This window comes from Bradyrhizobium diversitatis (genome assembly GCF_016031635.1).
GTDB classification, from domain to species: Bacteria; Pseudomonadota; Alphaproteobacteria; order Rhizobiales; family Xanthobacteraceae; genus Bradyrhizobium; species Bradyrhizobium diversitatis.
In genome coordinates this window covers 17,679-39,821 of the sequence record NZ_JACEGD010000062.1, presented here as the reverse complement: position 1 = coordinate 39,821, position 22,143 = coordinate 17,679, and the positions used below count along the sequence as shown (strand labels likewise).

Annotated in this window: 24 protein-coding genes and 1 pseudogene; 19 read left to right on the top strand and 6 right to left on the bottom strand. The window is 61.2% G+C overall.

The features are described 5' to 3' along the window. Window positions 1-112 precede the first annotated feature (112 nt). Window positions 113-256 carry a hypothetical protein gene (locus H1B27_RS37555; RefSeq protein ID WP_197969509.1) on the top strand — a complete coding sequence of 48 codons (144 nt, stop codon included), beginning with the start codon at window positions 113-115 and terminating at the stop codon, window positions 254-256. Between the two features lie 136 nt (window positions 257-392). On the opposite strand, the gene H1B27_RS37550 is transcribed toward H1B27_RS37555, so the two are convergent. The 3 genes from H1B27_RS37550 to H1B27_RS37540 form a co-directional block, all read right to left on the bottom strand. After that, entirely contained in the window at window positions 393-1,154 is a 762-nt protein-coding gene (locus H1B27_RS37550; RefSeq protein ID WP_197969508.1) for a hypothetical protein, read from the bottom strand. A gap of 2 nt (window positions 1,155-1,156) precedes the next feature. Then, window positions 1,157-1,717, bottom strand: a complete 561-nt coding sequence (locus H1B27_RS37545; protein WP_197969507.1) for an RNA polymerase sigma factor — start codon at window positions 1,715-1,717, stop codon at window positions 1,157-1,159. 127 nt (window positions 1,718-1,844) lie between these two features. Beyond that, window positions 1,845-2,204, bottom strand: a complete 360-nt coding sequence (locus tag H1B27_RS37540) for a cupredoxin domain-containing protein (RefSeq protein WP_197969506.1) — start codon at window positions 2,202-2,204, stop codon at window positions 1,845-1,847. A gap of 270 nt (window positions 2,205-2,474) precedes the next feature. Between H1B27_RS37540 and H1B27_RS37535 the strand changes: the two genes are divergently transcribed. The 17 genes and pseudogenes from H1B27_RS37535 to ccoS form a co-directional block, all read left to right on the top strand. After that, the gene (locus H1B27_RS37535; RefSeq protein WP_197969505.1) at window positions 2,475-2,927 is read left to right on the top strand and encodes an Hsp20 family protein; all 453 of its coding nucleotides are present in this window, start codon (window positions 2,475-2,477) and stop codon (window positions 2,925-2,927) included. 129 nt (window positions 2,928-3,056) lie between these two features. Beyond that, on the top strand, window positions 3,057-3,401 hold the full coding sequence (locus H1B27_RS37530; RefSeq protein ID WP_311977733.1) for a hypothetical protein: 345 nt from the start codon (window positions 3,057-3,059) through the stop codon (window positions 3,399-3,401). Between the two features lie 683 nt (window positions 3,402-4,084). Continuing rightward, window positions 4,085-5,869, top strand: a complete 1,785-nt coding sequence (locus H1B27_RS37525; RefSeq protein ID WP_246515997.1) for an outer membrane beta-barrel protein — start codon at window positions 4,085-4,087, stop codon at window positions 5,867-5,869. A 367-nt stretch (window positions 5,870-6,236) separates the two neighbouring features. Then, on the top strand, window positions 6,237-6,437 hold the full coding sequence (locus tag H1B27_RS37520; RefSeq protein ID WP_197969504.1) for a hypothetical protein: 201 nt from the start codon (window positions 6,237-6,239) through the stop codon (window positions 6,435-6,437). Between the two features lie 103 nt (window positions 6,438-6,540). Further along, window positions 6,541-7,983 (top strand): PAS domain S-box protein, encoded by a 1,443-nt coding sequence (locus H1B27_RS37515; protein WP_197969503.1) that lies wholly within the window; start codon window positions 6,541-6,543, stop codon window positions 7,981-7,983. Further along, on the top strand, window positions 7,973-8,581 hold the full coding sequence (fixJ, locus tag H1B27_RS37510; protein ID WP_197969502.1) for a response regulator FixJ: 609 nt from the start codon (window positions 7,973-7,975) through the stop codon (window positions 8,579-8,581). The genes H1B27_RS37515 and fixJ overlap by 11 nt, the downstream gene beginning before the upstream one ends. A gap of 176 nt (window positions 8,582-8,757) precedes the next feature. Beyond that, the gene (locus H1B27_RS37505) at window positions 8,758-8,985 is read left to right on the top strand and encodes a hypothetical protein (protein WP_197969501.1); all 228 of its coding nucleotides are present in this window, start codon (window positions 8,758-8,760) and stop codon (window positions 8,983-8,985) included. Between the two features lie 15 nt (window positions 8,986-9,000). Further along, window positions 9,001-10,335 (top strand): oxygen-independent coproporphyrinogen III oxidase, encoded by a 1,335-nt coding sequence (hemN, locus tag H1B27_RS37500; RefSeq protein WP_197969500.1) that lies wholly within the window; start codon window positions 9,001-9,003, stop codon window positions 10,333-10,335. Window positions 10,336-10,401: 66 nt separating this feature from the next. Continuing rightward, window positions 10,402-10,851 carry a DUF6455 family protein gene (locus tag H1B27_RS37495; protein WP_197969499.1) on the top strand — a complete coding sequence of 150 codons (450 nt, stop codon included), beginning with the start codon at window positions 10,402-10,404 and terminating at the stop codon, window positions 10,849-10,851. 90 nt (window positions 10,852-10,941) lie between these two features. Beyond that, window positions 10,942-12,567, top strand: coding sequence for a cytochrome-c oxidase, cbb3-type subunit I (gene ccoN, locus H1B27_RS37490; protein ID WP_376709025.1), 1,626 nt, complete (start codon window positions 10,942-10,944; stop codon window positions 12,565-12,567). An 8-nt stretch (window positions 12,568-12,575) separates the two neighbouring features. Continuing rightward, window positions 12,576-13,310, top strand: a complete 735-nt coding sequence (gene ccoO / locus H1B27_RS37485) for a cytochrome-c oxidase, cbb3-type subunit II (RefSeq protein WP_197969497.1) — start codon at window positions 12,576-12,578, stop codon at window positions 13,308-13,310. 12 nt (window positions 13,311-13,322) lie between these two features. After that, window positions 13,323-13,487 (top strand): cbb3-type cytochrome c oxidase subunit 3, encoded by a 165-nt coding sequence (locus H1B27_RS37480; RefSeq protein WP_197969496.1) that lies wholly within the window; start codon window positions 13,323-13,325, stop codon window positions 13,485-13,487. Between the two features lie 3 nt (window positions 13,488-13,490). Next, on the top strand, window positions 13,491-14,363 hold the full coding sequence (ccoP, locus tag H1B27_RS37475) for a cytochrome-c oxidase, cbb3-type subunit III (protein ID WP_197969495.1): 873 nt from the start codon (window positions 13,491-13,493) through the stop codon (window positions 14,361-14,363). A 34-nt stretch (window positions 14,364-14,397) separates the two neighbouring features. Continuing rightward, window positions 14,398-15,762 carry a cytochrome c oxidase accessory protein CcoG gene (ccoG, locus tag H1B27_RS37470; RefSeq protein WP_311977729.1) on the top strand — a complete coding sequence of 455 codons (1,365 nt, stop codon included), beginning with the start codon at window positions 14,398-14,400 and terminating at the stop codon, window positions 15,760-15,762. Between the two features lie 19 nt (window positions 15,763-15,781). Beyond that, window positions 15,782-16,282, top strand: coding sequence for a FixH family protein (locus tag H1B27_RS37465; protein WP_197969494.1), 501 nt, complete (start codon window positions 15,782-15,784; stop codon window positions 16,280-16,282). Window positions 16,283-16,293: 11 nt separating this feature from the next. Beyond that, window positions 16,294-18,483 (top strand): heavy metal translocating P-type ATPase, encoded by a 2,190-nt coding sequence (locus H1B27_RS37460; RefSeq protein ID WP_197969493.1) that lies wholly within the window; start codon window positions 16,294-16,296, stop codon window positions 18,481-18,483. Further along, window positions 18,483-18,629 (top strand): annotated as a pseudogene (ccoS, locus tag H1B27_RS37455) (cbb3-type cytochrome oxidase assembly protein CcoS); the annotation flags it as partial. The gene H1B27_RS37460 and the pseudogene ccoS, both read left to right, overlap by 1 nt. Before the next feature lie 442 nt (window positions 18,630-19,071). Here ccoS and H1B27_RS37450 read toward each other — a convergent pair. Together H1B27_RS37450 and H1B27_RS37445 are read right to left on the bottom strand one after the other, a co-directional pair. Then, the gene (locus H1B27_RS37450) at window positions 19,072-19,674 is read right to left on the bottom strand and encodes a hypothetical protein (protein WP_197969492.1); all 603 of its coding nucleotides are present in this window, start codon (window positions 19,672-19,674) and stop codon (window positions 19,072-19,074) included. Then, window positions 19,671-20,255: a hypothetical protein gene (locus H1B27_RS37445; protein ID WP_197969491.1), complete on the bottom strand. Its 585-nt coding sequence runs from the start codon at window positions 20,253-20,255 to the stop codon at window positions 19,671-19,673. Before H1B27_RS37445 ends, H1B27_RS37450 begins: the two co-directional genes overlap by 4 nt. A 94-nt stretch (window positions 20,256-20,349) precedes the next feature. Between H1B27_RS37445 and H1B27_RS37440 the strand changes: the two genes are divergently transcribed. Next, on the top strand, window positions 20,350-21,240 hold the full coding sequence (locus H1B27_RS37440; protein WP_311977726.1) for a helix-turn-helix domain-containing protein: 891 nt from the start codon (window positions 20,350-20,352) through the stop codon (window positions 21,238-21,240). Window positions 21,241-21,591: 351 nt separating this feature from the next. Here H1B27_RS37440 and H1B27_RS37435 read toward each other — a convergent pair whose 3' ends face one another. After that, window positions 21,592-22,143: a hypothetical protein gene (locus tag H1B27_RS37435; RefSeq protein ID WP_197969490.1), complete on the bottom strand. Its 552-nt coding sequence runs from the start codon at window positions 22,141-22,143 to the stop codon at window positions 21,592-21,594.

Sequence of the window (22,143 nt, the reverse complement as noted above, 5' to 3'; positions counted from 1 at the left end):
CTCATTTGAAATTGCAATTTGCTTTCCTTGAGCAATCGCCATCGCGCGATCCGAAATCCAGAACCTGGCCCGCCTTACTCAGTAACGACAGGCTTTGATGGAGGCGTTTTGGATGCTTGAGGCGCAAGGATATATCGCAATTTCGGTCATCTATGTGGTCGTCGCCTGGGTACATTGGCGGTTTTCGAACAAAGCGCACGTTGCGACCGGCCAATCGACGGCAAACGAATCGAATGAGCAAGGCGGCAAAGAATGAACAAGGAGAGCCTGATCATTTGCGCGAGTTACGCTGCCATCGCACTGATCTACTTTGCCATGGCAATTGCTCACGCGCTGGGCATTTAGAAGAAGCCGGCGAGTGAGGGTGCACTCGCCGGCTTCATTGCTGCCTCTCAGGGCTCGATTTTGTCCGTATTGGCTGGTAATGGCGCGCACCGAACACTCTTCATATAACCGAGCTTCTCAAGGTCGATGGACGAGTTAACGTCGCGACTCAATCTTGGCATCTCGATGACCTTCGATGTGGATGGCGTTGCATGAGCCAAAGACAATGTCCGATCCTTCATTCCGGAGGTCTGAGTCTCTTCGACGGGCGGCGGCGAGAACATGACATGTCCTTCCCGATTGGCGAAGGAAGGCCGTGCAGTCTTGATCTCTAAGGCGATTTCGGAAATCTCATTTTGCCTGTTCTTTAGCTCTGCTATGACTTCCTTTTGCTGCTTCACAAACGAGGCGACGACATTCGCGAGTGATTCCGAGCGCTCTGCTCTAAGGGACTGATTGATCCAGTGCATCTCGGCAACTTCAGCTCGCAACTCGAGCGAGAATTCGATCATCGTTATCGTGCTTACAACCAGAGCGACGCCAGCAATTCCAAACCCTAGACGCAGGCACCATCGCGTCGTGAATAAGCGCGCAATCGAGTTTGCAGCAGCGCCGAATCGCCCACCTGGATGGAGTTCTCCCCGAGGCTTCGGATCGCCCTGAGACTTTGCTGTCAGCTCGCGCAGTGCCGGCGGCATTTCGGGGCGCAATCCCGCTGCTCGCAGTTCCTCCCGAATGACGGCGTCCGGATAATCGAGAACATCCGTGTGATCTTCCGGCGGGTTCGCGTCGAGGCGAGCCAAGATCATTTCGATAAGCGATTTATCCATATTTATTCCTCCAGATCAGCAATCTTGGCGCCAGACGGCGGCTTACGCACGAGGCGCAAGTCGTTGCGTCCAAGCTCCAGAATGATGCGGCGCAAATTCTTCTTGAGCGCGTCCACTTTTTGAGGAGAAACACTCATGGCCTCGGCTATTTCACGCGAGGTTCTGAGGCCTGCGAGCATATGCATCGCCACCTGGTTGGCCCCTGGGTCCTGTTGTTCGATGAGTCGTGAAAGACTCGCGATCGACAGCGCGTCGTCTTGAGTGGGACGCGCGGGGAAGCGGATCACCGCTTCATCATCGAAATCGAACAACCTTGCACCTGGTGACCTCATCTGATCGCTGCGAATGCTTCGCATGATGCCGACGAGATAGACGAAGAGCTCGTATTTCTTTAAATCAACCGTCCTGGTTGTGAAGCTCCGCGTAATGGCTTCTTGCGCAAGCTGCTCGGCTTCGTGCCGCCTGTTCGCTCGGCCGGCACTCATCCGAAAGGCGACAGCGAGGACTCTTGGATAGAGGTCGTCCCAATCGATGTCGTCCACCCAGTCCGGTCGTTTTTGCATTCGTCACCGCCTTGATCGAGGCATTCTAATGCCCGCCGCCCATCGGGTTGGCGTACAGCTGAATCTCATTCGGGTAGGCGAGCCTGCGGCACGTTTTCATCGCCACCAGACCAAATAAATTCTGACATCATAAAAATCTTTGCAAAAATAGCGGCCTGTTCTTTTGGCAAGAGGCTTGCGGCGCAACGTGGCGGCGATCCGCGAGCTCGGCTTCAACGTGTTCAGCCATGGGCTCTTCACGAAGGGTACCGTCTAGGAGACGCTCGGGACGATCAATCAGCCGGTCGTCTGCTTGCGGCATTGTGTCACTTCTCGGCGGCAACGAATTTGACGGTGTCGCCGGGTTCGATTTCACCAGCGTCGGCTCGAACACCATTTTGCCGCCATCTGAACCTTTGTTCAGCATCTTGACCACGATTTCGGCCGCAGCAGCGAAGCTCGTCACGGTCAAGCATCGCTGCGGTATCCGAAGCAGCGCCTTGCGCATTGTGATCTCCTGTCGTCTCGCGTCGACGGACTTCGACGATATCCAGGATGTCAAAGTGACCGAGGAGCACGGATGGTAGGGAGCTAACCAACGCGAGTCGTGGCCGGGATAAATTCGCGCCGCGCCCTTGAAACGTTTTCCGGCCTTCTTAGTTTTTCGGCGTCGCCGCCGCGCCGATCGGGATGCTCTTAGGGTCCCGCGAAATGAGTCGGGCGCCGGACGGTGTCCGGAGCCTGCTCGTACCCATCTTGCTCCAAGGAGGATTTGGCTATGAGGCATGATTGGACTCCCCTCGGGAGGTCCGCCATCGGCTTCGACCGTCTTTTCGACGTTCTCGACGAGGTCCAGCGGACCGCCGAAGAGAGCTATCCCCCTTACAACATCGAACGTCTCGACGAGAACCGTTTCCAGATCTCGGTGGCCCTCGCCGGATTCACGCCGGACGAGGTCTCGCTGACGGTCGAGCAGAACGTCCTGACGCTCGAGGGCCGCAAGAGCGAGAAGGAAGAGAAGATCTACCTGCATCGCGGCATCTCGGCACGCAATGTCAAGCGCCAGTTCACGCTCGCCGAGCATGTCGAGGTCAAGGGCGCCCGCTTCGAGAACGGTCTGCTCGTCATTGACCTGCAGCGGGAGATCCCCGAGGCGATGAAGCCGCGCCGCATTGCGATCAGCGACGTCGCTCCGAGCAACGTCACACAGGTCGAATCCCGGGTCGCCTGATCCGTCCCGAAAATCTGAAACATCTCGCCGCGCGGGCCCCCGCGGCAGATGCGGTAACTCGTCCTGGCTCAGGAGGCGACCACGCGGCCTGCGACCGCTCCCGACGACAACATTGTCGATTTCTGCTGTTTGCTTCATCGCGGCGTCGCGTTCGAGCCCCCGCGGGATCTCGTCTCACACCCGGGCCTCAGCTTTTACGACAAGCGCGCCATCCTGGCCTCATGGGCATCGGATGCGACCGCGATCGCGTCGTGCCCGCCGCTCATTGCTCCCGAAGGGCTCAAGGCGCCAGCGGCCATCGACGAGATCCTGGAAGCGCTCTGCGCGCTGGACGGCGGCCCGCGGCAATTGCATGCCGGCGTCGCGATCACTGGCCCGCGTTCGGCTGCCTTGTTCTATGACCTCTCGAAGCTGACGTCCGATCCTCGCCAGCAAGACCCCGCCAGTGACATCTATCGGCATCGCGCGGGATAATGATCGACCCACCTCGCAGGCACCCCGATCAGACATTCCCGCCCGCCGAAGCCAGGCGGATCTTGCGGCGGCTCGGACTTCCACGACACCTCCAACCATGCAAGCTGGCTCAACATGATTGAGATCGAGAGGGAGCGTATTGCGGGGAAAACGCCTCTATCGCTGGATCGATGATCTAACCCATCGCGCCGCGAGATCACCGCTTGGGAACGGCAGAGGAATGCCGGGAGCTGCCGCATCAAATAGACGTTCGCTGCGGACAAGGCCCGCGCCAAAATCGGTCGAAGCGATCCCGACCCTTCCAAAGAGTCATGGTCACTGTGCAGAGGGCACGGGTGCGGTCGGAGGCAGGTAGCGGCGCCCCGAGCTGCCCATGTCCGAAAGCAAACGCACGGCTTGTCCGAAGCTCGCCAAGCTGACGCGAACGCGACATGGCGCACGACAAGCCAGAGGCAATGAAGGCGCGCTTTGGCGCTGGCCTGGATCCTGCAGTCGCGAAGGCTGCGTGTGTAAGGCGGCGTAACAGCATCAGCAACGCAACGGTTTGGGACTGCGATCGACCCGCTGCCCGTCGCAGGCGGTGAGCTTCGACGCATCTCCATCTCGGTGTGTCGCTGATGCATGCGCTATGACGACACGCCTGAAGCAGTTGTCGTACTCGGTCCACCGAAGGACGGGTGCAAATGTCTGTGTGTCATCAGCCTTCGTTCGATGATGACGCACATTGTGAGGTGATGATGCGATTTGAAGTTCTTACCTGGTGGGCCGCAACAGCTGCGCTCGTTGCAAGCGGAGCAGTCAATTCAACAGATCTCAAGCCGGCCGCAAAAGTCCCGCCGAAACTGTGGAGCTGGACCGGAGGATATGTCGGCGGACACGTCGGCGGGGGCTACGGCCGGACGTCATTCAGTGATCCCTATGGCCCGTCGATTTACGGGGACGTTGTTGATACGCCTGCATTCCTGGCCGGCGGACAGCTCGGCTACAACTGGCAGCGGGACCGCTGGGTGTTCGGCGTCGAACTGGAGGCGAGCCGTGCTGTCTCGGAAGGCACAAACACCTGTCTTGCCTTCTCCAGCGTTGTTGTGATTGCAACCTGCAACGCAGGTCCAAGCGTCCTTGCCACGGGAACCGCTCGTGTGGGCTATGCTTTTGGCCCGCAGGGCCACACGCTGGCCTACGTCAAAGGAGGCGCCGCTTGGCAAAACAATCGCGGCGCGATCACCAATCACAACGAATTCCGGGACGGGACCTTTGCCGGATACCCGCGGCATACGACGCAGTTCGATTACGGTCGTTTCGGCGGGACCGTCGGCGTCGGCATCGAGCAGCAGCTCACACCCGCTTGGTCCGTCAAATTTGAGTACGACTATATGGGTTTTGGCGGACCTGGTGTCGCGACCCCTCCAACGGTGCAGCGTCCGCCCCTTGCTATCATCCCCACCAGCACGAGCAGGTTATCCAGCGATTATCACGTCGGTAAAGTCGGCTTGAATTACCATTTTGGCGTCGATCCGACGGCGGAATGGGCCGATGCACCGCTGCACCCCGCAACAGCGACGGCCAAAGCCAAGCCTGTTCTATCTACGGGCGGCTGGTCGCTCGAAGGCGGCTCACGGGTCTGGCTCAGCCGGGGCGCTTTCCAGTGGGACTACACACTTGCGCCCAGGTTTCCGGGAGATGCCAGCGTTCCCAGTTCAAGGCTCACCTATCAGGGGCTCGACGGAGTGTCCGGCGAGATGTTCGGACGCCTTGACAGCCCCTGGGGGATATTCCTGAAGGGCAATATCGGCCTCGGACGCTTCAACAGAGGAAAGATGAACGACGAAGATTCGAGCCTCGGGGAGTTGGCCTATTCCAACGCGTTATCAGGTCAGGCGAATGGGCGATTTACGTACTACACGGCGGATGCCGGCTACGATTTTCTGCGCGGCAGCATCTATAGGGTGGGCGCATTTGTCGGATGGACCTCCTATGGCCAGAAGTCGGATTCGATAGGTTGCGTGCAGACCGCTTCGTCCTCGCCGGGCTCGCCATGCACGGGGCCGTTCCAGCGACAGGGACAGCTCATCGGCACTCAAGACACCAATTGGAATGCGCCGCGCATCGGCCTTAGCGCCGAGACTTTGGTGCTTGAACGCTGGCGCGTGAGCGCCGACATGGCTTACCTGCCATGGACCGATTTCAGTGGTCGCGACAACCATCTCCTCCGCGCAGAGACAACGTTCTACGATCAGCGCGGAGACGGTGGCGGAGGCCTTCAGGTGGAAGGGGCGCTCTCCTACTTTCTCACCAAGAATGTCAGCATCGGAGTTGGTGGTCGATATTGGTCAATGTGGACCAAAAAGGACAGCGATGTGATCTACAACGCCAATTTGCTGGGTACCCGAGTTGAGGATCCTGCTCTTGCGAAATACCGCATGGAACGGTGGGGCACGTTCATCCAAGCTTCCTACAAGTTTGACTGAAAACCCAATGGCTCTGCACGGTGACTTTTCACCCGTCGCGTGCGGCGGCGATCAGATGAGCTCCGGCAGGCTTGGGATCAGTGAGGATCTTGGTGCGGAGAGATGTCATGGGCAGACCTCCGATTGGGCCCGCTTCGCTCAAGCGTCAGTGCCATCTGGTGACCCGATGGCGGGTCGACGCGGGAATATTCCTGCATGTCGGTTCGGCAGGGGCTTGCGGTGCAGTTGAGTACCAAGGTGGATAACAACCAGACACTGTCCCTGCCTGGCGTGGAGGCTTTGCCGAATAGAAGTCCCAGCCAAGGCGCTGATGCGCGGCCGTTGCATGTTCCCCAGGCGGGCAAGGGTATCCTGTGAGATGAAAGCAATGGACGAGCGAGCGGTGTGGGAAGGAATTTCGACGGCCCCGTACGAACGAGCGCTCGAGCTCGCCGTGATCGAAGGCAATCGCGTGCATGCGCTGATCTTCGCCTGCCGTCGCACCCCGAGCGGCTGGATCAAGGATACGACCCGTGAGCGGGTCGTCATCCATCCGACGCACTGGCGTCCGTGGCCTGGGAAAGACTAGTTTGCTCCAGCCCACCTCTTGCCGATAGCACGGGCGGTCGAGCTATGAGGCGATCACTCTCCAATCTTGCAAACACGTGTTCGTTTTCGCATCTGGCCACTGAATGACAGCACAAGCCCGATTCTGGCTTCGCTACGGGGCGGCGGCAACCGCCTCCGCTTTCATCTTCTTTCTGCGCCTTGCCTTGCATCACCATTTCGAGGATCGGACCTTCACCGTGATCTATATTCCGGTCGTGGTCTTTGCGGCATTTGCGGGCGGCCGCGGGCCGGCGATCTTTGCTACGCTGCTCTGCCTCGGAAGCAGCGCCTATTTCCTCGGAGCCAGCCTCTACAGCGACCCGGCGAACCTGATCGATGTCTCCTTCTTCACGGTCATGGGACCGATCCTCGGCGTGATCGGAGACCGGCTACGGCAAGAGTCCGAAGATGCCCGATATCGGCAGGCCCAGCTTCAGTCAATCCTGGATACCGTCCCGGAAGCGATGGTCCTGATCGATGAGCGGGGCATCATGCGATCCTTCAGCGTCACCGCCGAGCGCCTCTTTGGCTGGTCGGCCGCGGAGGCGATCGGAAAGAACGTCTCGATTCTGATGCCGGCACCTTACCGGCAGGAGCACGATAGCTATCTCGATCGCTACCGCGCCACTGGCGAGCGCCGCATCATCGGACTCGGGCGAATCGTGGTCGGCGAGCGCAAGGATGGCTCGACGTTTCCGATGGAGCTCGCAGTCGGCGAAGCCAACGCCGGCGCGGGGCGGTATTTTACCGGCTTCGTCCGCGACCTGACCGAACGGCGAACCCAGGAACGCCGCATGCAGGAGCTGCAGTCCGAGCTGGTGCACGTGTCGCGGCTGACCGCCATGGGTGAGATGGCGTCCTCGCTCGCGCACGAGCTCAATCAGCCACTGTCCGCGATCACGAGCTATCTGCGCGGCGCCGCGACCCTGCTGAAGCCTAAAGAAGTCGACAAGGAGCGCGTGCGCGAGGCCATGGACCGCAGCGCCGACCAGGCGCTGCGCGCCGGCGACATTATCAAGCGCCTGCGCGAGTTCGTCGCCAAGGGCGAGACCGAGCACACCATCGAGAACCCGGCGACGCTGCTCGAGGAGGCGGCGGCGCTGGCCCTGGTCGGCGCCCGGGAACAGGGGGTGCGAGTGTCGCTGCGCTGTGACCACGATCTTCCCGATATCGTCGTCGACAAGGTCCAGATCCAGCAAGTCGCGCTCAACCTCATCAGGAACGGAATCGAGGCGATGGAAACAACCAGCCGGCGCGAGCTGACGATCGGCGTCACCCGGCAAAACAGGTTCGCCTTCTTCTCCGTCACCGATACTGGCACGGGCATCGCCCCGGAGATTGCCGAGAAGCTGTTTCAACCCTTCGTCACCACCAAGGCAAACGGCATGGGTGTAGGTCTTTCGATCTGCCGAACCATCATCGAAGCACATGGCGGACGCGTCGCGGCGCGTCCCAGCGACGGCGGTGGCACAGTGTTTGATTTCACGCTGCCCTTCGCCGAAACGGAGGCGGCTGATGAACGGTAAGCCGGTTGTTCACGTCATTGATGACGACGCTGCGATGCGGGATTCGCTGGCGTTCCTGCTCGATGTCAATGGATACGAGTCGCAGGTCTACGAGACGGCCGATGCATTTCTGGCCGGCGGCGGGGCCGAGGTTTTAGGCTGCGTCATCTCTGATATTCGCATGCCGGGCATCAGCGGCATCGAGCTGGTTCGAACGTTGAAACGCGAAGGAGCAGCCAGTGCGGTCATCCTGATCACCGGCCACGGCGATGTCGCGCTCGCCGTGGAGGCGATGAAGGCGGGTGCTGCGGATTTCATTGAAAAGCCGTTCGACGACGAGGCGCTGCTGGGGGCAATCCGCTCTGCGCTGGAGGCCCGTCCGCCGGAGCTGGCAAGCGGCTCAGCTCGAAACGAGGCCGAGGCGCGGCTCGCAGACCTCTCGCCCCGCGAGCGCGACGTGCTGCAGGGGCTCGTGGCCGGCAAAATCAACAAGGTCATTGCGCATGACCTCAGCATCAGTCCGCGAACGGTCGAGGTCTACCGTGCCAATCTCATGGCGAAGACGGGGGCGCGCAGCATGTCCGAACTGATGCGTCTTGCACTCGCTGCGGGTCTGTGACGCCTAGGGTTAGCCCGGCATCGGGTAGCCGCGGTCGCCGACCCGGCCAGTGCCAGTGCCTGCACTGAAGACTGGCGCTCGACTGCAGCGTCGGCGCTCGGGCGCGATGTCTGATTGATCTTGCTCAAGGACTTCGCTCCGGTTCTGAGCAACATGTCGGCAAACAGGAGAACACAATGCGCTTATTTGAGGTGCGCTTCATCAAGACAGTCTGTGACGACACCGGGCACGAGCATCGCGCGTGCCAGGCGGCGTTCACCATCGAAGCTCCGTCCCTGACGGACGCGGTTGGACGAGCGGAAGCCGATTTCTGCCGGCAGAAGCACGTCCATGACTGGACGATCTTCGCGGATGCCGTCGAATTCCGGGCGCCTGCCGCGCTGGAGCGGGCCGGGGCCTCCTAGCAAGGTCGATGTGCCATGAACCCCGTCATGCGCCGCTATGCGGGCTACAATGTGCCGCGCTACACGTCTTATCCGACTGCCGCCGATTTCTCAGCCGACGTTGGCGTGAAAGACCACGAGGTTTGGCTCGCCGGCCTCGGGGCAGGTCAGGCCGTCTCGGTCTATCTTCACGTGCCTTATTGCCGGAAGATATGCCTGTACTGCGGCTGCACGACCAAAATGGCCGTCCGTGATGACGTGGTCGGTGCCTATCGCCGCGCGCTTGAGACGGAGATCGATCTTGTTGCGGGTCTTCTTGGGGAGAGGCCTGAAATACTCCGGCTCCACTGGGGCGGTGGCACGCCCAGCATTCTCGGGCCTGACGGTTTGCGATCCGCCATCGCCGCCCTCCGCCGTCAGTTTCCATTCGCAAATGGTTCCGAGCACGCGATCGAGCTCGATCCACGTCACGTGACTGTCGCGCTCGTGGAGGCCCTGGCGGAACTCGGTGTCACCCGTGCGAGTCTGGGCGTGCAGGACGTCAATCCTTTGGTCCAGGCCGCGATCGGCCGCGTCCAGCCGCTGTTTGTTGTCGAGGCGGCCGTCGAGCGATTGCGGTCGGTCGAAATCAGAAATCTGAACTTCGATCTGATGTATGGGCTGCCGCTGCAGACAGCCGCTTCGATTCGCAAGACTTGTGCGCTGGTCGCGGCGATGGGGCCGGACCGCATCGCCTGCTTCGGCTATGCGCACCTGCCGCGGCTCAAGGCCAACCAGCGGCGTATCGACGAAGCCAAACTGCCGTCGCAGGATCAGCGCATCGAGCAGGCCGAGGTCATGTCTGAGGAGCTGGTTGGCGCTGGCTATGTGAGAATCGGCATCGATCATTTTGCCAAGCCTGGCGATGCGCTCGCAAGGGCCGCGGCAGGTGGGAAGCTGCATCGCAATTTCCAGGGCTATACCGAGGATGCCAGCGGCGCTCTTCTCGGCCTCGGCGCCTCCTCGATATCGACCTTCGCGGACGGCTTCGTGCAGAACGTCGCGGATGTTCCGAGATATGTCGGCGCCATCGCTGCCGGCTCACTCGCCTCCGCCAGGGGATGCCGGCGCGATGAAAACGACCGGCAGCGCGCGCACATCATCGAGCGGCTGATGTGCGATTTCACCGTCGATCTCGATGACGTCGCGCCAAATGCCGAGTTCCGCAATGAATTGGCGAGGCTGACACCGATGCAATCGGAGGGGCTGGTCGAGATCGCGGGCGCGAAATTGACGGTGACACAAGCCGGCCGGGCCGTCGTTCGCGTCATCGCCGCAACGTTCGATACCTATCGATGCGCGCAGGCCGCACAGTTCAGCAACGCAATTTGATCTGCATCAACGACAAAGTCCCTCGGCGGATGTAACACACCATCGAAAAGGGACCCAAATCGTCAGATGTTGATTGAAGCGGCCGGCAAGACGTGCAGCACATTGTTCGGCAATCTCCGTGACCGCTTGAAGGGCGTCATGGATCGCAGGAACGAATTGCAGCGGCTGGACCAGCGGGAGATCGAGGTTATCGCGCGCGAGCTGAATCTTTCCAGGACGGAGCTCTTAGCGCTGATCTTGAAGCCTTCGGGTTCGCTTCAGTCGCTGAGCAGGCGCCTCTCCCATGCGGGTCTTGCCGAGGACGATTTGGACGCATCTCACGGTGACGTGCTCCGCGATCTGCGACGCGTGTGCAGCCAATGCTCGTCCAAGGCGCGCTGCGCCCGGGACTTGAATCGCGACCGGCAAGCGACGCCCGCAAAATACTGCCCGAATGAGCAGACGCTGCGGGCGTTAGCAGACGATGTGCAGCGGTGCGCCCCACCGGTTCTGCCGGGCCCCGCCACCCGCAATTGATGTCGATCAACCCGGGCGCCGCGCGTGCCTCCCTGATCCACTCCTCGAGGAGGTCGCAGCATGACGAACGTCTCCGCCGGCGCAAAATCGATGACGATTGGAGAGGCGACGTTGTGGCCGCTGTTTGCGGTGCTCGCATTCCTTTGCCTGATCGGTGCGGGATTCGCGCATGACGCCCCGTTCGCCTTTCACGCCTCGCTTGGATGCGCGGCCAGCATCGCGGCTGCGTTTGCGATCCTCAACCGCTACTATGATCGCCCGGCCAAGCTGCCCCCGCAGGAGATCAACGGGCGCCCCAACTACAATCTGGGATCGATCAAGTTCGCATCCGTGGCGGCGATGTTCTGGGGCATTGCCGGCTTTGCCGTCGGGCTGATCATCGCCTCGCAACTGGCATGGCCCGCGCTTAATCTCGATCTGCCCTGGACCAGCTTCGGCCGCCTTCGTCCGCTGCACACGTCGGCCGTGATCTTCGCGTTCGGCGGCAATGTCCTGATCGCGACCTCATTCTACGTCGTGCAAAAGACCTGCCGCACGCGGCTCGCCGGCGATCTCGCGCCCTGGTTCGTCGTGCTGGGCTACAATTTCTTTATCCTGATCGCCGGCACCGGCTATCTGCTCGGCGTCACCCAATCCAAGGAATATGCGGAGCCCGAGTGGTACGCCGATCTGTGGCTGACAATCGTTTGGGTGACTTATCTGCTGGTGTTCCTGGCGACGCTGGTCAAGCGCAAGGAACCGCACATCTTCGTCGCCAACTGGTTCTATCTGGCGTTTATCGTCACCATCGCCGTGCTCCACCTCGGCAACAATCCCGCGTTGCCGGTCTCATTGCTCGGCTCGAAGTCCTACGTCGCCTGGGGCGGCGTGCAGGACGCCATGTTCCAGTGGTGGTACGGGCACAATGCGGTGGGTTTCTTTCTGACGGCCGGTTTCCTCGCAATCATGTACTATTTCATCCCCAAGCGCGCCGAACGGCCGATCTATTCCTACCGGCTTTCCATCATCCATTTCTGGGCGCTGATCTTCCTCTATATCTGGGCTGGCCCGCACCATCTGCACTACACCGCGCTGCCTGACTGGGCGCAGACGCTCGGCATGACCTTTTCGATCATGCTGTGGATGCCCTCCTGGGGCGGCATGATCAACGGGCTCATGACCTTGTCCGGCGCCTGGGACAAGCTGCGCACCGACCCGGTGCTGCGTATGCTCGTCGTCTCCGTCGCCTTTTACGGCATGTCGACGTTCGAAGGCCCGATCATGGCGATCAAGGTCGTCAACTCGCTCAGCCATTACACCGACTGGACCATCGGCCACGTGCATTCCGGCGCGCTCGGCTGGGTCGGCTTTGTCTCCTTCGGCGCGCTGTACTGCCTGGTGCCGTGGGCGTGGAATCGCAACGGACTCTACAGCCTCAAGCTGGTCAACTGGCACTTCTGGATCGCCACCATCGGCATCGTGCTCTACATTTCCGCCATGTGGGTGTCTGGAATCCTGCAGGGCCTGATGTGGCGCGCCTACACCTCGCTCGGCTTCCTCGAATATTCCTTCATCGAGACCGTCGAGGCCATGCACCCCTTCTACATCATCCGTGCAGCCGGGGGCGCGTTGTTCCTGATCGGCGCGCTGATTATGGCCTTCAATCTCTGGATGACGGTCAGAGCCGGCGAAGCCGAGGCGGCACGCGCCGCCGGACGGCTCCAGCCAGCCGAATAGGTCATCCCATGTCCTTCTGGAACCGACACAAGATCTTCGAGAAGAACGCGACCATCCTGATCGGTGGAATCCTCGTGGTCATCGCGATCGGCGGCCTCGTCGAGATCACGCCGCTGTTCTATCTCAAGAGCACGATCGAGGCGGTCGACGGCGTTCGTCCCTACACGCCGCTCGAGCTTGCCGGACGCAACATCTATGTCCGTGAGGGTTGCTATCTCTGCCACTCGCAGATGATCCGCCCGCTGCGCGACGAAGTGGAGCGCTACGGCCACTACTCGCTGGCCGCCGAGAGCATGTACGATCACCCGTTCCAGTGGGGATCGAAGCGTACCGGTCCTGATCTCGCCCGCGTCGGCGGCAAATATTCCGATGATTGGCATGTCCGCCACCTGATCGATCCCCGGGCGATCGTGCCGCAATCGGTGATGCCGGGGTATCCATCGCTGGCTGCCACCGAACTCGAGCTTGAGGACGTCGCCGGGCATCTGCGCACCAGCCGCGCGATCGGCGTACCCTATACCGACGACCAGATCGCCCATGCCAAAGCCGACCTCATGGCTCAGCTCGATCCCGATGGTGCGGATGCCGAAGCGTTCCAGAGGCGCTATCCAAATGCGGTTATCCGCAGCTGCGAGGGCAGGGTCGGCCGGCCCACCGAACTCGATGCGCTGGTCGCCTACCTGCAGATGCTGGGGACGCTGGTCGACTTCAGGCTCTACGACGAAAAAGCCAATCTGCGTTGAAGGCATTTTGTGATGAAGGCGATTGTCTCCATTGAAAACCTGGTGTCGCAGTTCGTGCTCAGTTTCTGGACGCCGGTCTTCGTCGGCATCTTTCTTGCTATCGTCTTTTACGCGCTGCGTCCCCGCAACAAGGCGCTGTTCGATGCCGCGGCGAAAATGCCGCTGCGGGAGGATTGACAGATGAGCCAGCACAACGAGACCGACCGTGTTTCCGGCCGGTCGACCACGGGCCACGAATGGGACGGCATCGAGGAGCTGAACACGCCGCTTCCCCGCTGGTGGGTGCTGACTTTCTACGCCACCATCGTCTGGGCCTTCGGCTATTGGGTGGTCTATCCGGCGTGGCCGCTGGTGAGCGGCTACACGGCTGGCGTCCTGCACTACACCAATCGCGCCGCCGTGGCCGCAAATCTCGCCCAACTCGAAGCTTTCCGCGGCGAGAAGATGAAGGCGCTTGACACCGCATCTCTTGCCGACATCGAGAACGACCCGGCGCTGCTGGCCTTGGCGCGGGCGCGAGGCAAGACGGTGTTCGGCGACAATTGTGCGCCCTGTCACGGCAGCGGCGCCGCCGGCGCGAAGGGCTATCCGAATCTGAACGACGACGACTGGCTCTGGGGCGGCACGCTCGACCAGATCATGCAGACCATCCAGTTCGGCGCGCGATCCGGCAACGCCAAGGCGCATGAAGGCCAGATGCTCGCCTTCGGCCGCGACGGCATCTTGAAGACGGACGAGATCGTCACGGTGGCCAATTACGTGCGTTCGCTCTCGGGACTGGCGACCGCCGCCGGCTATGACCCAGCCGCGGGCAAGACGATCTTCGCCGAGAACTGCGTGAGCTGTCACGGCGAGGATGGCAAAGGCAATCAGGAGTTCGGCGCGCCGAACCTGACCGACCAGATCTGGCTCTATGGCTCGGACCAGTCCACGCTTGTGGAGACCATCACCAAGGGCCGCGCCGGGGTCATGCCCGCCTGGAGCGGACGGCTGGATCCGCTCACGACCAAGGCGCTCGCGGTCTACGTCCACTCGCTCGGCGGCGGCAAATAGCAATGCCTTCGCGAGGTTCGACCGGTTCACCCAGGTGAAGCCGTTCGCCTTGCGGGAATGGAGCCTGGCGCTTTGCCTCGGCGTCTATTACCTGCTGCCGTTGGTGCGCTGGAATCGCGGCCTCGGCGCGCCCGACCAGGCCGTGCTGATCGATTTTCCCAACCAGCGCTTCTATTTCTTCTTCATCGAGCTGTGGCCGCAGGAGTTCTACTACTTCACCGGGTTGTTGATCCTCGCTGCCTTCACCTTGTTCCTGATGAATGCGCTCGGCGGCCGCATCTGGTGCGGCTATCTCTGTCCACAGACGGTGTGGACGGACCTGTTCTATGCGGTGGAACGCTGGACCGAGGGCGACCGCCGCGCGCGAATCAAGGCCGATGCCGGTCCGCTGACAGCCAATCGCCTGGCGCGGCGCGCGTTGAAGCACGCGATCTGGCTGATGATCGCCTGGTGGACCGGCGGCGCCTGGGTCCTCTATTTCTCGGATGCACCGGCGCTGGTGAAGGATCTCGCCACGTTGCACGCGCCGGCGATCGCCTATATCTGGATCGGCATTCTGACGGTTTCCACCTATCTCCTGGCCGGCCACGCACGGGAGCAGGTCTGTCTGTACATGTGCCCGTGGCCGCGCATCCAGGCCGCGCTCACCGATGAGTGGGCGCTCAACGTCACCTACAAATACGACCGCGGCGAGCCGCGTTGCTCGATGAAGAAAGGAAGAGACCTGCGCGCTCTGGGCGAGAAGATCGGTGAGTGCATCGATTGCAACCAGTGCGTCGCGGTCTGCCCGACCGGCATCGACATCCGCAACGGTGCGCAGCTCGGCTGCATCCAGTGCGGCCTCTGCATCGATGCCTGCGATACCGTGATGGGGAAGATCGGTCGGCCGACGCGGCTGATCGGCTACGACAACGACCTCAATGGCAATCGCAGGATCGCCGGCCAAAAGGAAGTCTTTAAGCCGATTCGCGCCCGGACGGTCGTCTACGCGGCGCTGATCGGCATGGTTTGCGCGGTGATGCTGTATGCGCTGCTGACGCGCTCGCTGCTGGACCTCAACGTGCTGCACGACCGTAACCCCGTGGCGGTCAAGCTCAGCGCCGGCGCGATCCGCAACGGCTATACGCTGCGCTTCCTCAACAAGCGCGGATTTGATCGCGTGATTGCCGTCGATGTCGACGGCCCCGCCAACGCGCAGATCCACATCGCCGGCGTCGATTCCGTCACGCCGGACCGGCCCATGATCGTCCTCGCGCGCGATGCCACCACCGAGTTGCGCGTGCTGGTGACTGCACCCTTCGGCGAGACAATGGAGAAGACCCAGCCGGTGAAGTTCCGCATCACCGACATCGGGCTCGGCGAGGTTGCCTCCGCCACCGATCATTTTGTGACGCCCTGAAATCGGAAGGAAACCGGACATGACAACCTCTTCATCCGCCATACGGCCGATCACCGGGCGCTTTGTCCTGATCGCCGTACTTTCTTTCTTTGCCGTCGTGATCGGCGTCAACGCGGTGATGATGCGGCTTGCCATTACCACGCTGCCGGGTACCGACGTCGACAGCGCCTATAGCGCGAGCCTTGCCTATCAAAGGGACATCCAGGCTGCGCATCAGCAGAACGGGCGCGATTGGAAAATCGATGCGCATATCGAGCGCCAGGCCGGCGGGACGGCCCGGCTGACTCTGGTCGCGAAGGCGCAGGACGGCGCGCCGCTTGCCGGGTTGTCGGTCTTCGGCCGGCTCGAGCGGCCGACCGACCGCCGAGCCGACCAGGCGTTTGCGATGACCGAGGGGGGCGGCGGCAACTACCACGGCATTGCGCATGGCGTTGCGGTGGGGCAATGGGACCTGGTGATCGAGGCCGAGCGGGACGGAAAGCGCCTGTTCCTGTCGCGCAACCGCGTTGTTTTGAACTGAGGCGTGCTGCCATGCAATCGACCATTGATTTTTCGCACTTCCTGAAGAAGTCCGGCCCGGATCACCTGCGCCTCGATCTCGCCGTCGACGGCATCTGTTGCGCCGGCTGCATGGCCAAGATCGAGTGCAACTTGTCGCAGATCCCGGATGTCACCTTGGCGCGGGTCAATCTGACCGATCGGCGCCTGGCGCTGGAGTGGAAGGCGGGCGCGGTGGATCCTGCGCTCTTCGTCGTTCGTCTCGCCGAGCTCGGCTACAAGGCCCATCCGTTCGAGCCGGCGCGCGCAGAGACACGGGAAGCCGATCTCGCGGGCGCGCTGCTGCGGCGCCTGGGTGTTGCCGCTTTCGCGGCGATGAATGTGATGATGCTGTCGGTGCCGGTCTGGTCCGGCAATCTCAGTGACATGCTGGGTGAGCAGCGCGACTTCTTTCATTGGCTCTCCGCACTGATCGTGCTGCCGGCGGCAGCCTATTCGGCCCAGCCGTTCTTTGCGTCGGCCTGTGCGGCGCTGCGTGCGCGCCGTGTCAACATGGATGTGCCGATTTCGATCGGCATCGTCCTGGCGCTGACGATGTCGCTGTTCGAAACGGCTGCGCATGCCGAGCACGCCTATTTCGACGCGGCAATCATGCTGATCGCATTCCTGCTCGCGGGCCGTTATCTCGATCAGAACATGCGTCGGCGCACCCGCGCCTTTGCCGGCAATCTTGCCGCGCTGAAGGCGGAAACGGCAACAAAATTCATCACTGACGAGGAGATCCGCACCGTTCCCGTCGCCGCGATCCACCCCGGTGACATCGTGCTGCTCCGTCCCGGAGAGCGGTCGGCCGTCGACGGCGCTGTCCTCAGCGGCCGCTCCGAGATAGATCAGAGCCTGATTACCGGCGAGACACGGCCAGCGACGGCAGTCGCCGGAAGTGCGGTCTACGCCGGGACCCTGGTGCGATCCGGCGCGCTGCGCGTGCGCGTCTCGGCGGCTTCCGAAGCAACGCTTCTGTCTGAAATCTCCCGGCTGCTGGAAAATGCCCTGCAATCGCGTTCGCGCTATCTGCGCCTTGCCGAACGTGCCTCACGACTTTATGCCCCCCTCGTTCACGCCACGGCGCTGCTGACGATGATCGGCTGGCTTATCGCAGGCGCCACGCTCCACGATGCAATCGTGATTGCAATCGCGGTCCTCATCATCACCTGTCCCTGCGCGCTCGGCCTCGCCATTCCAGCCGTTCAGACGGTGGCCTCCGGCGCCCTGTTCGGCTCAGGCGTGTTGCTCAATGCAGGTGAGGCGATCGAGCGGATCGCTGAGGTCGATCGGGTGATCTTCGATAAGACCGGCACGCTGACTCTGCCCGAGCTCGACGTTGCAAATGCCGCGTCAATTCCTGCCGATGTCTTCGATTTGGCCGGCCGCCTGGCGCTCTCGAGCCGCCATCCGGTCGCCGCCGCGGTTGCGCGCGCGGCAGGCGCAAAAGCGCCGCTGCCGGGCATCGCTGAGGTACCGGGGCAGGGCGTGTCCGGCGTCGTCGATGGTGTCGACATCAGGCTCGGGCGGCCGTCCTGGTGCGGCGCCGATGAGCCGGCTAACCGGATTCTGCAGAACGATCCCGAGGCATCGGTCGTCGCGTTTCGACATGGTTTGATGCGCCATGTCTTCGCAGTCCGGCAGCGGATCCGTCCTGATGCGGCGAACACCGTCTCTGCACTGCAGCGGATGGGCTTGACGGTGGAGATGCTCTCCGGCGACCGGGAGCCGGCCGTCAGGGCCGCTGCCGAAGCGCTCGGCATTTTCCAATGGCGCGCCGACGTGACCCCGGTCGACAAGATCGCCCGCATCGACGAGCTCGCGCGCCACAGCCACAAGGTGCTGATGGTCGGAGACGGTCTGAACGATGCGCCAGCGCTCGCCGGTGCTCACGCCTCGATGTCGCCGGTCACCGCGACGCATCTCAGTCAGTCGGTGGCGCATGCGGTGTTTCTCGGCGAGCGGCTCGCACCCGTGCAAGCCGCAATCGCCGTTTCGCGCCAGGCGGTGCGGCTGATGCGGCAGAACCTCTGGCTCGCGGTGATCTACAACGCGCTCGCCGTGCCGCTCGCCATGGCCGGCCTGGTGACGCCGCTGATCGCCGCGGCCGCGATGTCCGGATCATCGCTGCTCGTGATGCTCAATGCCTTGCGCGCGCGCCGGCAGAGGGAGCCCGCCTGATGGAAGTCCTGCTCTATCTGGTGCCGCTTGCGATCGCGCTTGGCGGGCTCGGCCTTGCGGCCTTTCTGTGGTCGCTCAGGAATGGCCAGTATGACGATCTCGATGGCGCCGCTTGGCGGGCGATCGCCGATGACGAGCCGCCTGAGACATCCTCCACCTCGGCGCACCCGGCGAGCGCCCAGCATCAGCAACGCGATCGCAATCCTGGCAAAGACCATCAGCAAGCCCCAGGACACCTGGGCGGCGAATCGAGCGGGGGTTCGGTAAGCGAACGGTCGCCACCGCTCGGCGATTGCCGCCCACCTATCAACAGCAGCTGGGGGAATTGGTCAGCTTATGGGAGACACAAGAAGATGTCGGCTTCAGCTGTGATCATGCGATAGATCGTGAATTTGTCAGATCGATGATGCGTAACACCATAATCAAACTGACCCGCGAACCCGACTTAAACTACAAGCTCGACCTCTTGTTTGCACAAATGCTTGCGTATCAAGGAGGACGTAAGGTGTCTCTAAATCGTTATCTGCTTCCGCCATGGAACTAAGTCACCCGATGCCGGCAGTTCAGAAAAGCTAGCGTCTCACCAGGTTATAAGGTCCCCTTCTCCCGTGAACGCTTCGATGCCTCAAAGTCTCGTCGAAATATTTTGTTCTCGTAGATCAAGCGCCACGTTGCGGTGGAGCTATCACTGGCCGTGAGACCAAGTTGAATGAAAAGGTTGAAGGTATCGAAATTCGTAAACCACCTCGATTGACCGCCGCGTATACCTGCAACGAAGTAGCCTGATTGAGCGTATATCGATTCACCAAGCCTGTGAACTTGAGTTCCTTTTCCGTATTTGTCTGACAGTAGACCAGCTAGCTCGTCGTAGCGAGCCAGCGCCGCACTACCTGCCGGGTCTTCGCTGAACGGACGGCTGGTTATAAGGACACGCCAAAGCTTGTCGTTGAACCCGAATGACAGTAACGCTCCGCTTTGGTCCGCCAGCGCTTTTTCCATCTTCGATGCGAGATAGCTCTTTCCGAAGTCCGTTCCTTCAATTTCTTTGAGTTCGACCCCGTTGGCTTGAATCTCAGCGGAGGAACTTCCCCAGACAAGACCGATCGGACCATCTGTTGCGGGCGACTGTGCGTGCGTAGGCAAGGCGAGGCACGATGCTGCGAATGCAATCAGGCCAAGAGCATACTTCATAGCGCGTCACGATCCTTTACGACTTTGTCAGGTGGTTGAGCAGGCTTGCCCGAATTCTCGGTGAGAGTCGGAAGCGGCATTGGAATTCCATGCTTTGCGGAGTAAAATTTCAATCGGAGTTGAGATACACTCAACTCGTCAGTTTCTGCCTTTAGAAGAGACATCGCCTGAGCCAGCCCGCCGGAGTATCTCGCGGCCTCAAGCCGAGAGGCGGCAGCCTTCTTCTCTGCCTGCGAGAGCTCTTCAAGGATCATGTTTAGTTCTTGGTCGGATGCGTCGTGAAACGGCCGACCGTCCAGCCGATAGTCCAGGGTGATACGTCTGACAAAAGAGGCTCGCTTTTGGTCGAGCATGGCCAGCGTATTTCGCGCGATGGCGAGCCGAACCTCAATTAGAGATTTGAGAAGTCCAGGTCCGTATTTTTCGCTCTCCTCTTGCGTGGTCGATATCTGGGAGGTGAGAGCGGCCCTGTCTCGATCGATTTCAAGCGTTGAGACCTGGGACTCTTGAAGTACGACCCCAAGGGTCGCGCTCAAGGCGACGCTTACGATTGTCAAAAAGGCTATCAAGAATTTCTGCACTTTCGGCCCCAACGCAGCGGATCATTCCGCAACTTAGGGGGGTGCACAAGCAAAAAGACCGAAGGCTAAACTTTGGTCGGGCATTTCTCTTGCCGTGCAAGGCGGATTCTTAGTTGCAGCGCGACCACTGCACCGAAATCCGCTGAAGATTGGGCTGCAACCGTCGATTTCACCCACGGGCGCACGCTCCGCCAGGCCAGCCAAAATTGGGGGTGCCTCCGGATTTATACTTAGGGGAATGACACGAGTTTCGAAACCCGGGGAAGCGGGCAGACTGCCGTCACCGACGATTGAAACCGGAGTTTCTGCCATGCTCACCGCCGCAACCGCCGGATCCTCAATCCGCGCGCGAACGGCCGCTGCGGTTCGGTCAAATTCCCTGCCCGAAGGCCCGCTGGGCTTGATCGGCGCTTCGACGCGCTTTGCGCGCAACGCTGAAATTTACGGCGAAGACGATCCGGCGGAATACCTCTACCAGGTCATCTCCGGCGCGGTGCGAACCTGTCGCACGCTGGATGACGGCCGTCGCCAGATCGGCAGCTTCTATCTGCCCGGCGATGTCTTCGATGTCGAAGCGAGCGAGGTGCATCTTGCCTCGGCGGAAGCGATCAGGGAGGCGCGTGTCCTGGTCGCCAAACGCAGCGACGTGATGGCCCGGGCCGAGTCCGAAAAGGATGTTGCCAGACAGCTCTGGACGCTTGCGGTCCGCGAGCTGCAGCGTATGCACGAGCACTCAATGGTGCTGATGAAAAGCGCGGAAGAACGGGTGGCCGGGTTTCTGCTGGAAATGTCGCGCCGCAATGCCGCCGCTCATTCGATCGAATTGCCGATGCCGCGTCAGGACGTCGCCGACTATCTCGGCTTGACGATCGAGACGGTGTCGCGGACCTTCAGCCAGCTGGCGCAGTCCGGAACGATCGCGCTGGAAACCTCCCGCCGCATCCTGCTCCGCAACCGTGCGGCGCTGAGCCGGCTCAATGCCTGACAATCGAATCTCTAATCCGCGCTTTCGCCAGCTCTTTCGGCCCTTGTTGCGGTTGCCCCCAAGCACCGCGTCGTCAATGGGATCAACGCGGTGAATGGCTCGAAAAGGTGAGGTCGTTACCATCTCATGCGTGCCAGGGACCTCCGCGATCAGCCCCTGGACCTTCTGGCCGGTCACCCGGCAAATCGAACAGAACAGGGCGCCAGCGCTCACCGCGATCATTCTTCACTCCAGGAAACCTGCGCTGCCGACGGTTGGTGCGATGGTCGATGCAAATCAGCCGGCATCGTGCCCCGTTCCGACCGCGCCAGAACGGCAGAAGCAGTTTGCGGTAATTCGGGGGAAGCCGGGTTAGCCGTGAGTTTCAGCCGCGAGCAGCGGAGGAAGCACCGCGTTGCTCGCGTATTTTTCTACTGCTTTGAAAAGCGTCTCGTAGCTAAGACGCCTGAACTTGCCCTCATATGGAACACCAATTCTGACGGCCATTTTGTGCAACGTATCATAGTGCTGCGGGATATTCTTTTCCAGCGCCTCAACTAGATTGGGAATGAAGGTGTCCCTCGCAGAGGCGGTATCAATTCTTCCATCCATGACCGCTGATGCAATTATCTTGAGTTCACTAAAATAAAGTTCGCCTGTTGTTGCTACGCTCTGGAAATCCGCCAGCGATATTGGCGCGGTCTTGGCGCAATACGCCCTAAGAGCATCTACGTACTCAAGATATCTCTTTTCTTTCTCTCGCTTATGAGCGTTGCTGTTCTCGTACAGGCGTTGCTTGTGCGCGCTTCTCTCGGAGGCCGTCATCGTAAAGCGCGTTGCAATGAAGCCAAACACTCCCCCTACTACGAATGTTATCGCTGGCAGGACAGCCGGTTTAGCAATGAAGGCCAGTAGCTCTTCCAT

Coding starts and splice junctions, on each gene's coding strand:
- H1B27_RS37540 (WP_197969506.1), bottom strand. CDS start 2,204: ATGCGCAAGGCGCTGCTTCGGATACCGCAGCGATGCTTGACCGTGACG.
- H1B27_RS37555 (WP_197969509.1), top strand. CDS start 113: ATGCTTGAGGCGCAAGGATATATCGCAATTTCGGTCATCTATGTGGTC.
- H1B27_RS37525 (WP_246515997.1), top strand. CDS start 4,085: ATGTCTGTGTGTCATCAGCCTTCGTTCGATGATGACGCACATTGTGAG.
- H1B27_RS37535 (WP_197969505.1), top strand. CDS start 2,475: ATGAGGCATGATTGGACTCCCCTCGGGAGGTCCGCCATCGGCTTCGAC.
- H1B27_RS37545 (WP_197969507.1), bottom strand. CDS start 1,717: ATGCAAAAACGACCGGACTGGGTGGACGACATCGATTGGGACGACCTC.
- H1B27_RS37515 (WP_197969503.1), top strand. CDS start 6,541: ATGACAGCACAAGCCCGATTCTGGCTTCGCTACGGGGCGGCGGCAACC.
- ccoN (WP_376709025.1), top strand. CDS start 10,942: ATGACGATTGGAGAGGCGACGTTGTGGCCGCTGTTTGCGGTGCTCGCA.
- H1B27_RS37520 (WP_197969504.1), top strand. CDS start 6,237: ATGGACGAGCGAGCGGTGTGGGAAGGAATTTCGACGGCCCCGTACGAA.
- H1B27_RS37450 (WP_197969492.1), bottom strand. CDS start 19,674: ATGAAGTATGCTCTTGGCCTGATTGCATTCGCAGCATCGTGCCTCGCC.
- H1B27_RS37435 (WP_197969490.1), bottom strand. CDS start 22,143: ATGGAAGAGCTACTGGCCTTCATTGCTAAACCGGCTGTCCTGCCAGCG.
- H1B27_RS37460 (WP_197969493.1), top strand. CDS start 16,294: ATGCAATCGACCATTGATTTTTCGCACTTCCTGAAGAAGTCCGGCCCG.
- fixJ (WP_197969502.1), top strand. CDS start 7,973: ATGAACGGTAAGCCGGTTGTTCACGTCATTGATGACGACGCTGCGATG.
- ccoO (WP_197969497.1), top strand. CDS start 12,576: ATGTCCTTCTGGAACCGACACAAGATCTTCGAGAAGAACGCGACCATC.
- H1B27_RS37495 (WP_197969499.1), top strand. CDS start 10,402: ATGTTGATTGAAGCGGCCGGCAAGACGTGCAGCACATTGTTCGGCAAT.
- hemN (WP_197969500.1), top strand. CDS start 9,001: ATGAACCCCGTCATGCGCCGCTATGCGGGCTACAATGTGCCGCGCTAC.
- H1B27_RS37465 (WP_197969494.1), top strand. CDS start 15,782: ATGACAACCTCTTCATCCGCCATACGGCCGATCACCGGGCGCTTTGTC.
- H1B27_RS37550 (WP_197969508.1), bottom strand. CDS start 1,154: ATGGATAAATCGCTTATCGAAATGATCTTGGCTCGCCTCGACGCGAAC.
- H1B27_RS37505 (WP_197969501.1), top strand. CDS start 8,758: ATGCGCTTATTTGAGGTGCGCTTCATCAAGACAGTCTGTGACGACACC.
- H1B27_RS37480 (WP_197969496.1), top strand. CDS start 13,323: ATGAAGGCGATTGTCTCCATTGAAAACCTGGTGTCGCAGTTCGTGCTC.
- ccoP (WP_197969495.1), top strand. CDS start 13,491: ATGAGCCAGCACAACGAGACCGACCGTGTTTCCGGCCGGTCGACCACG.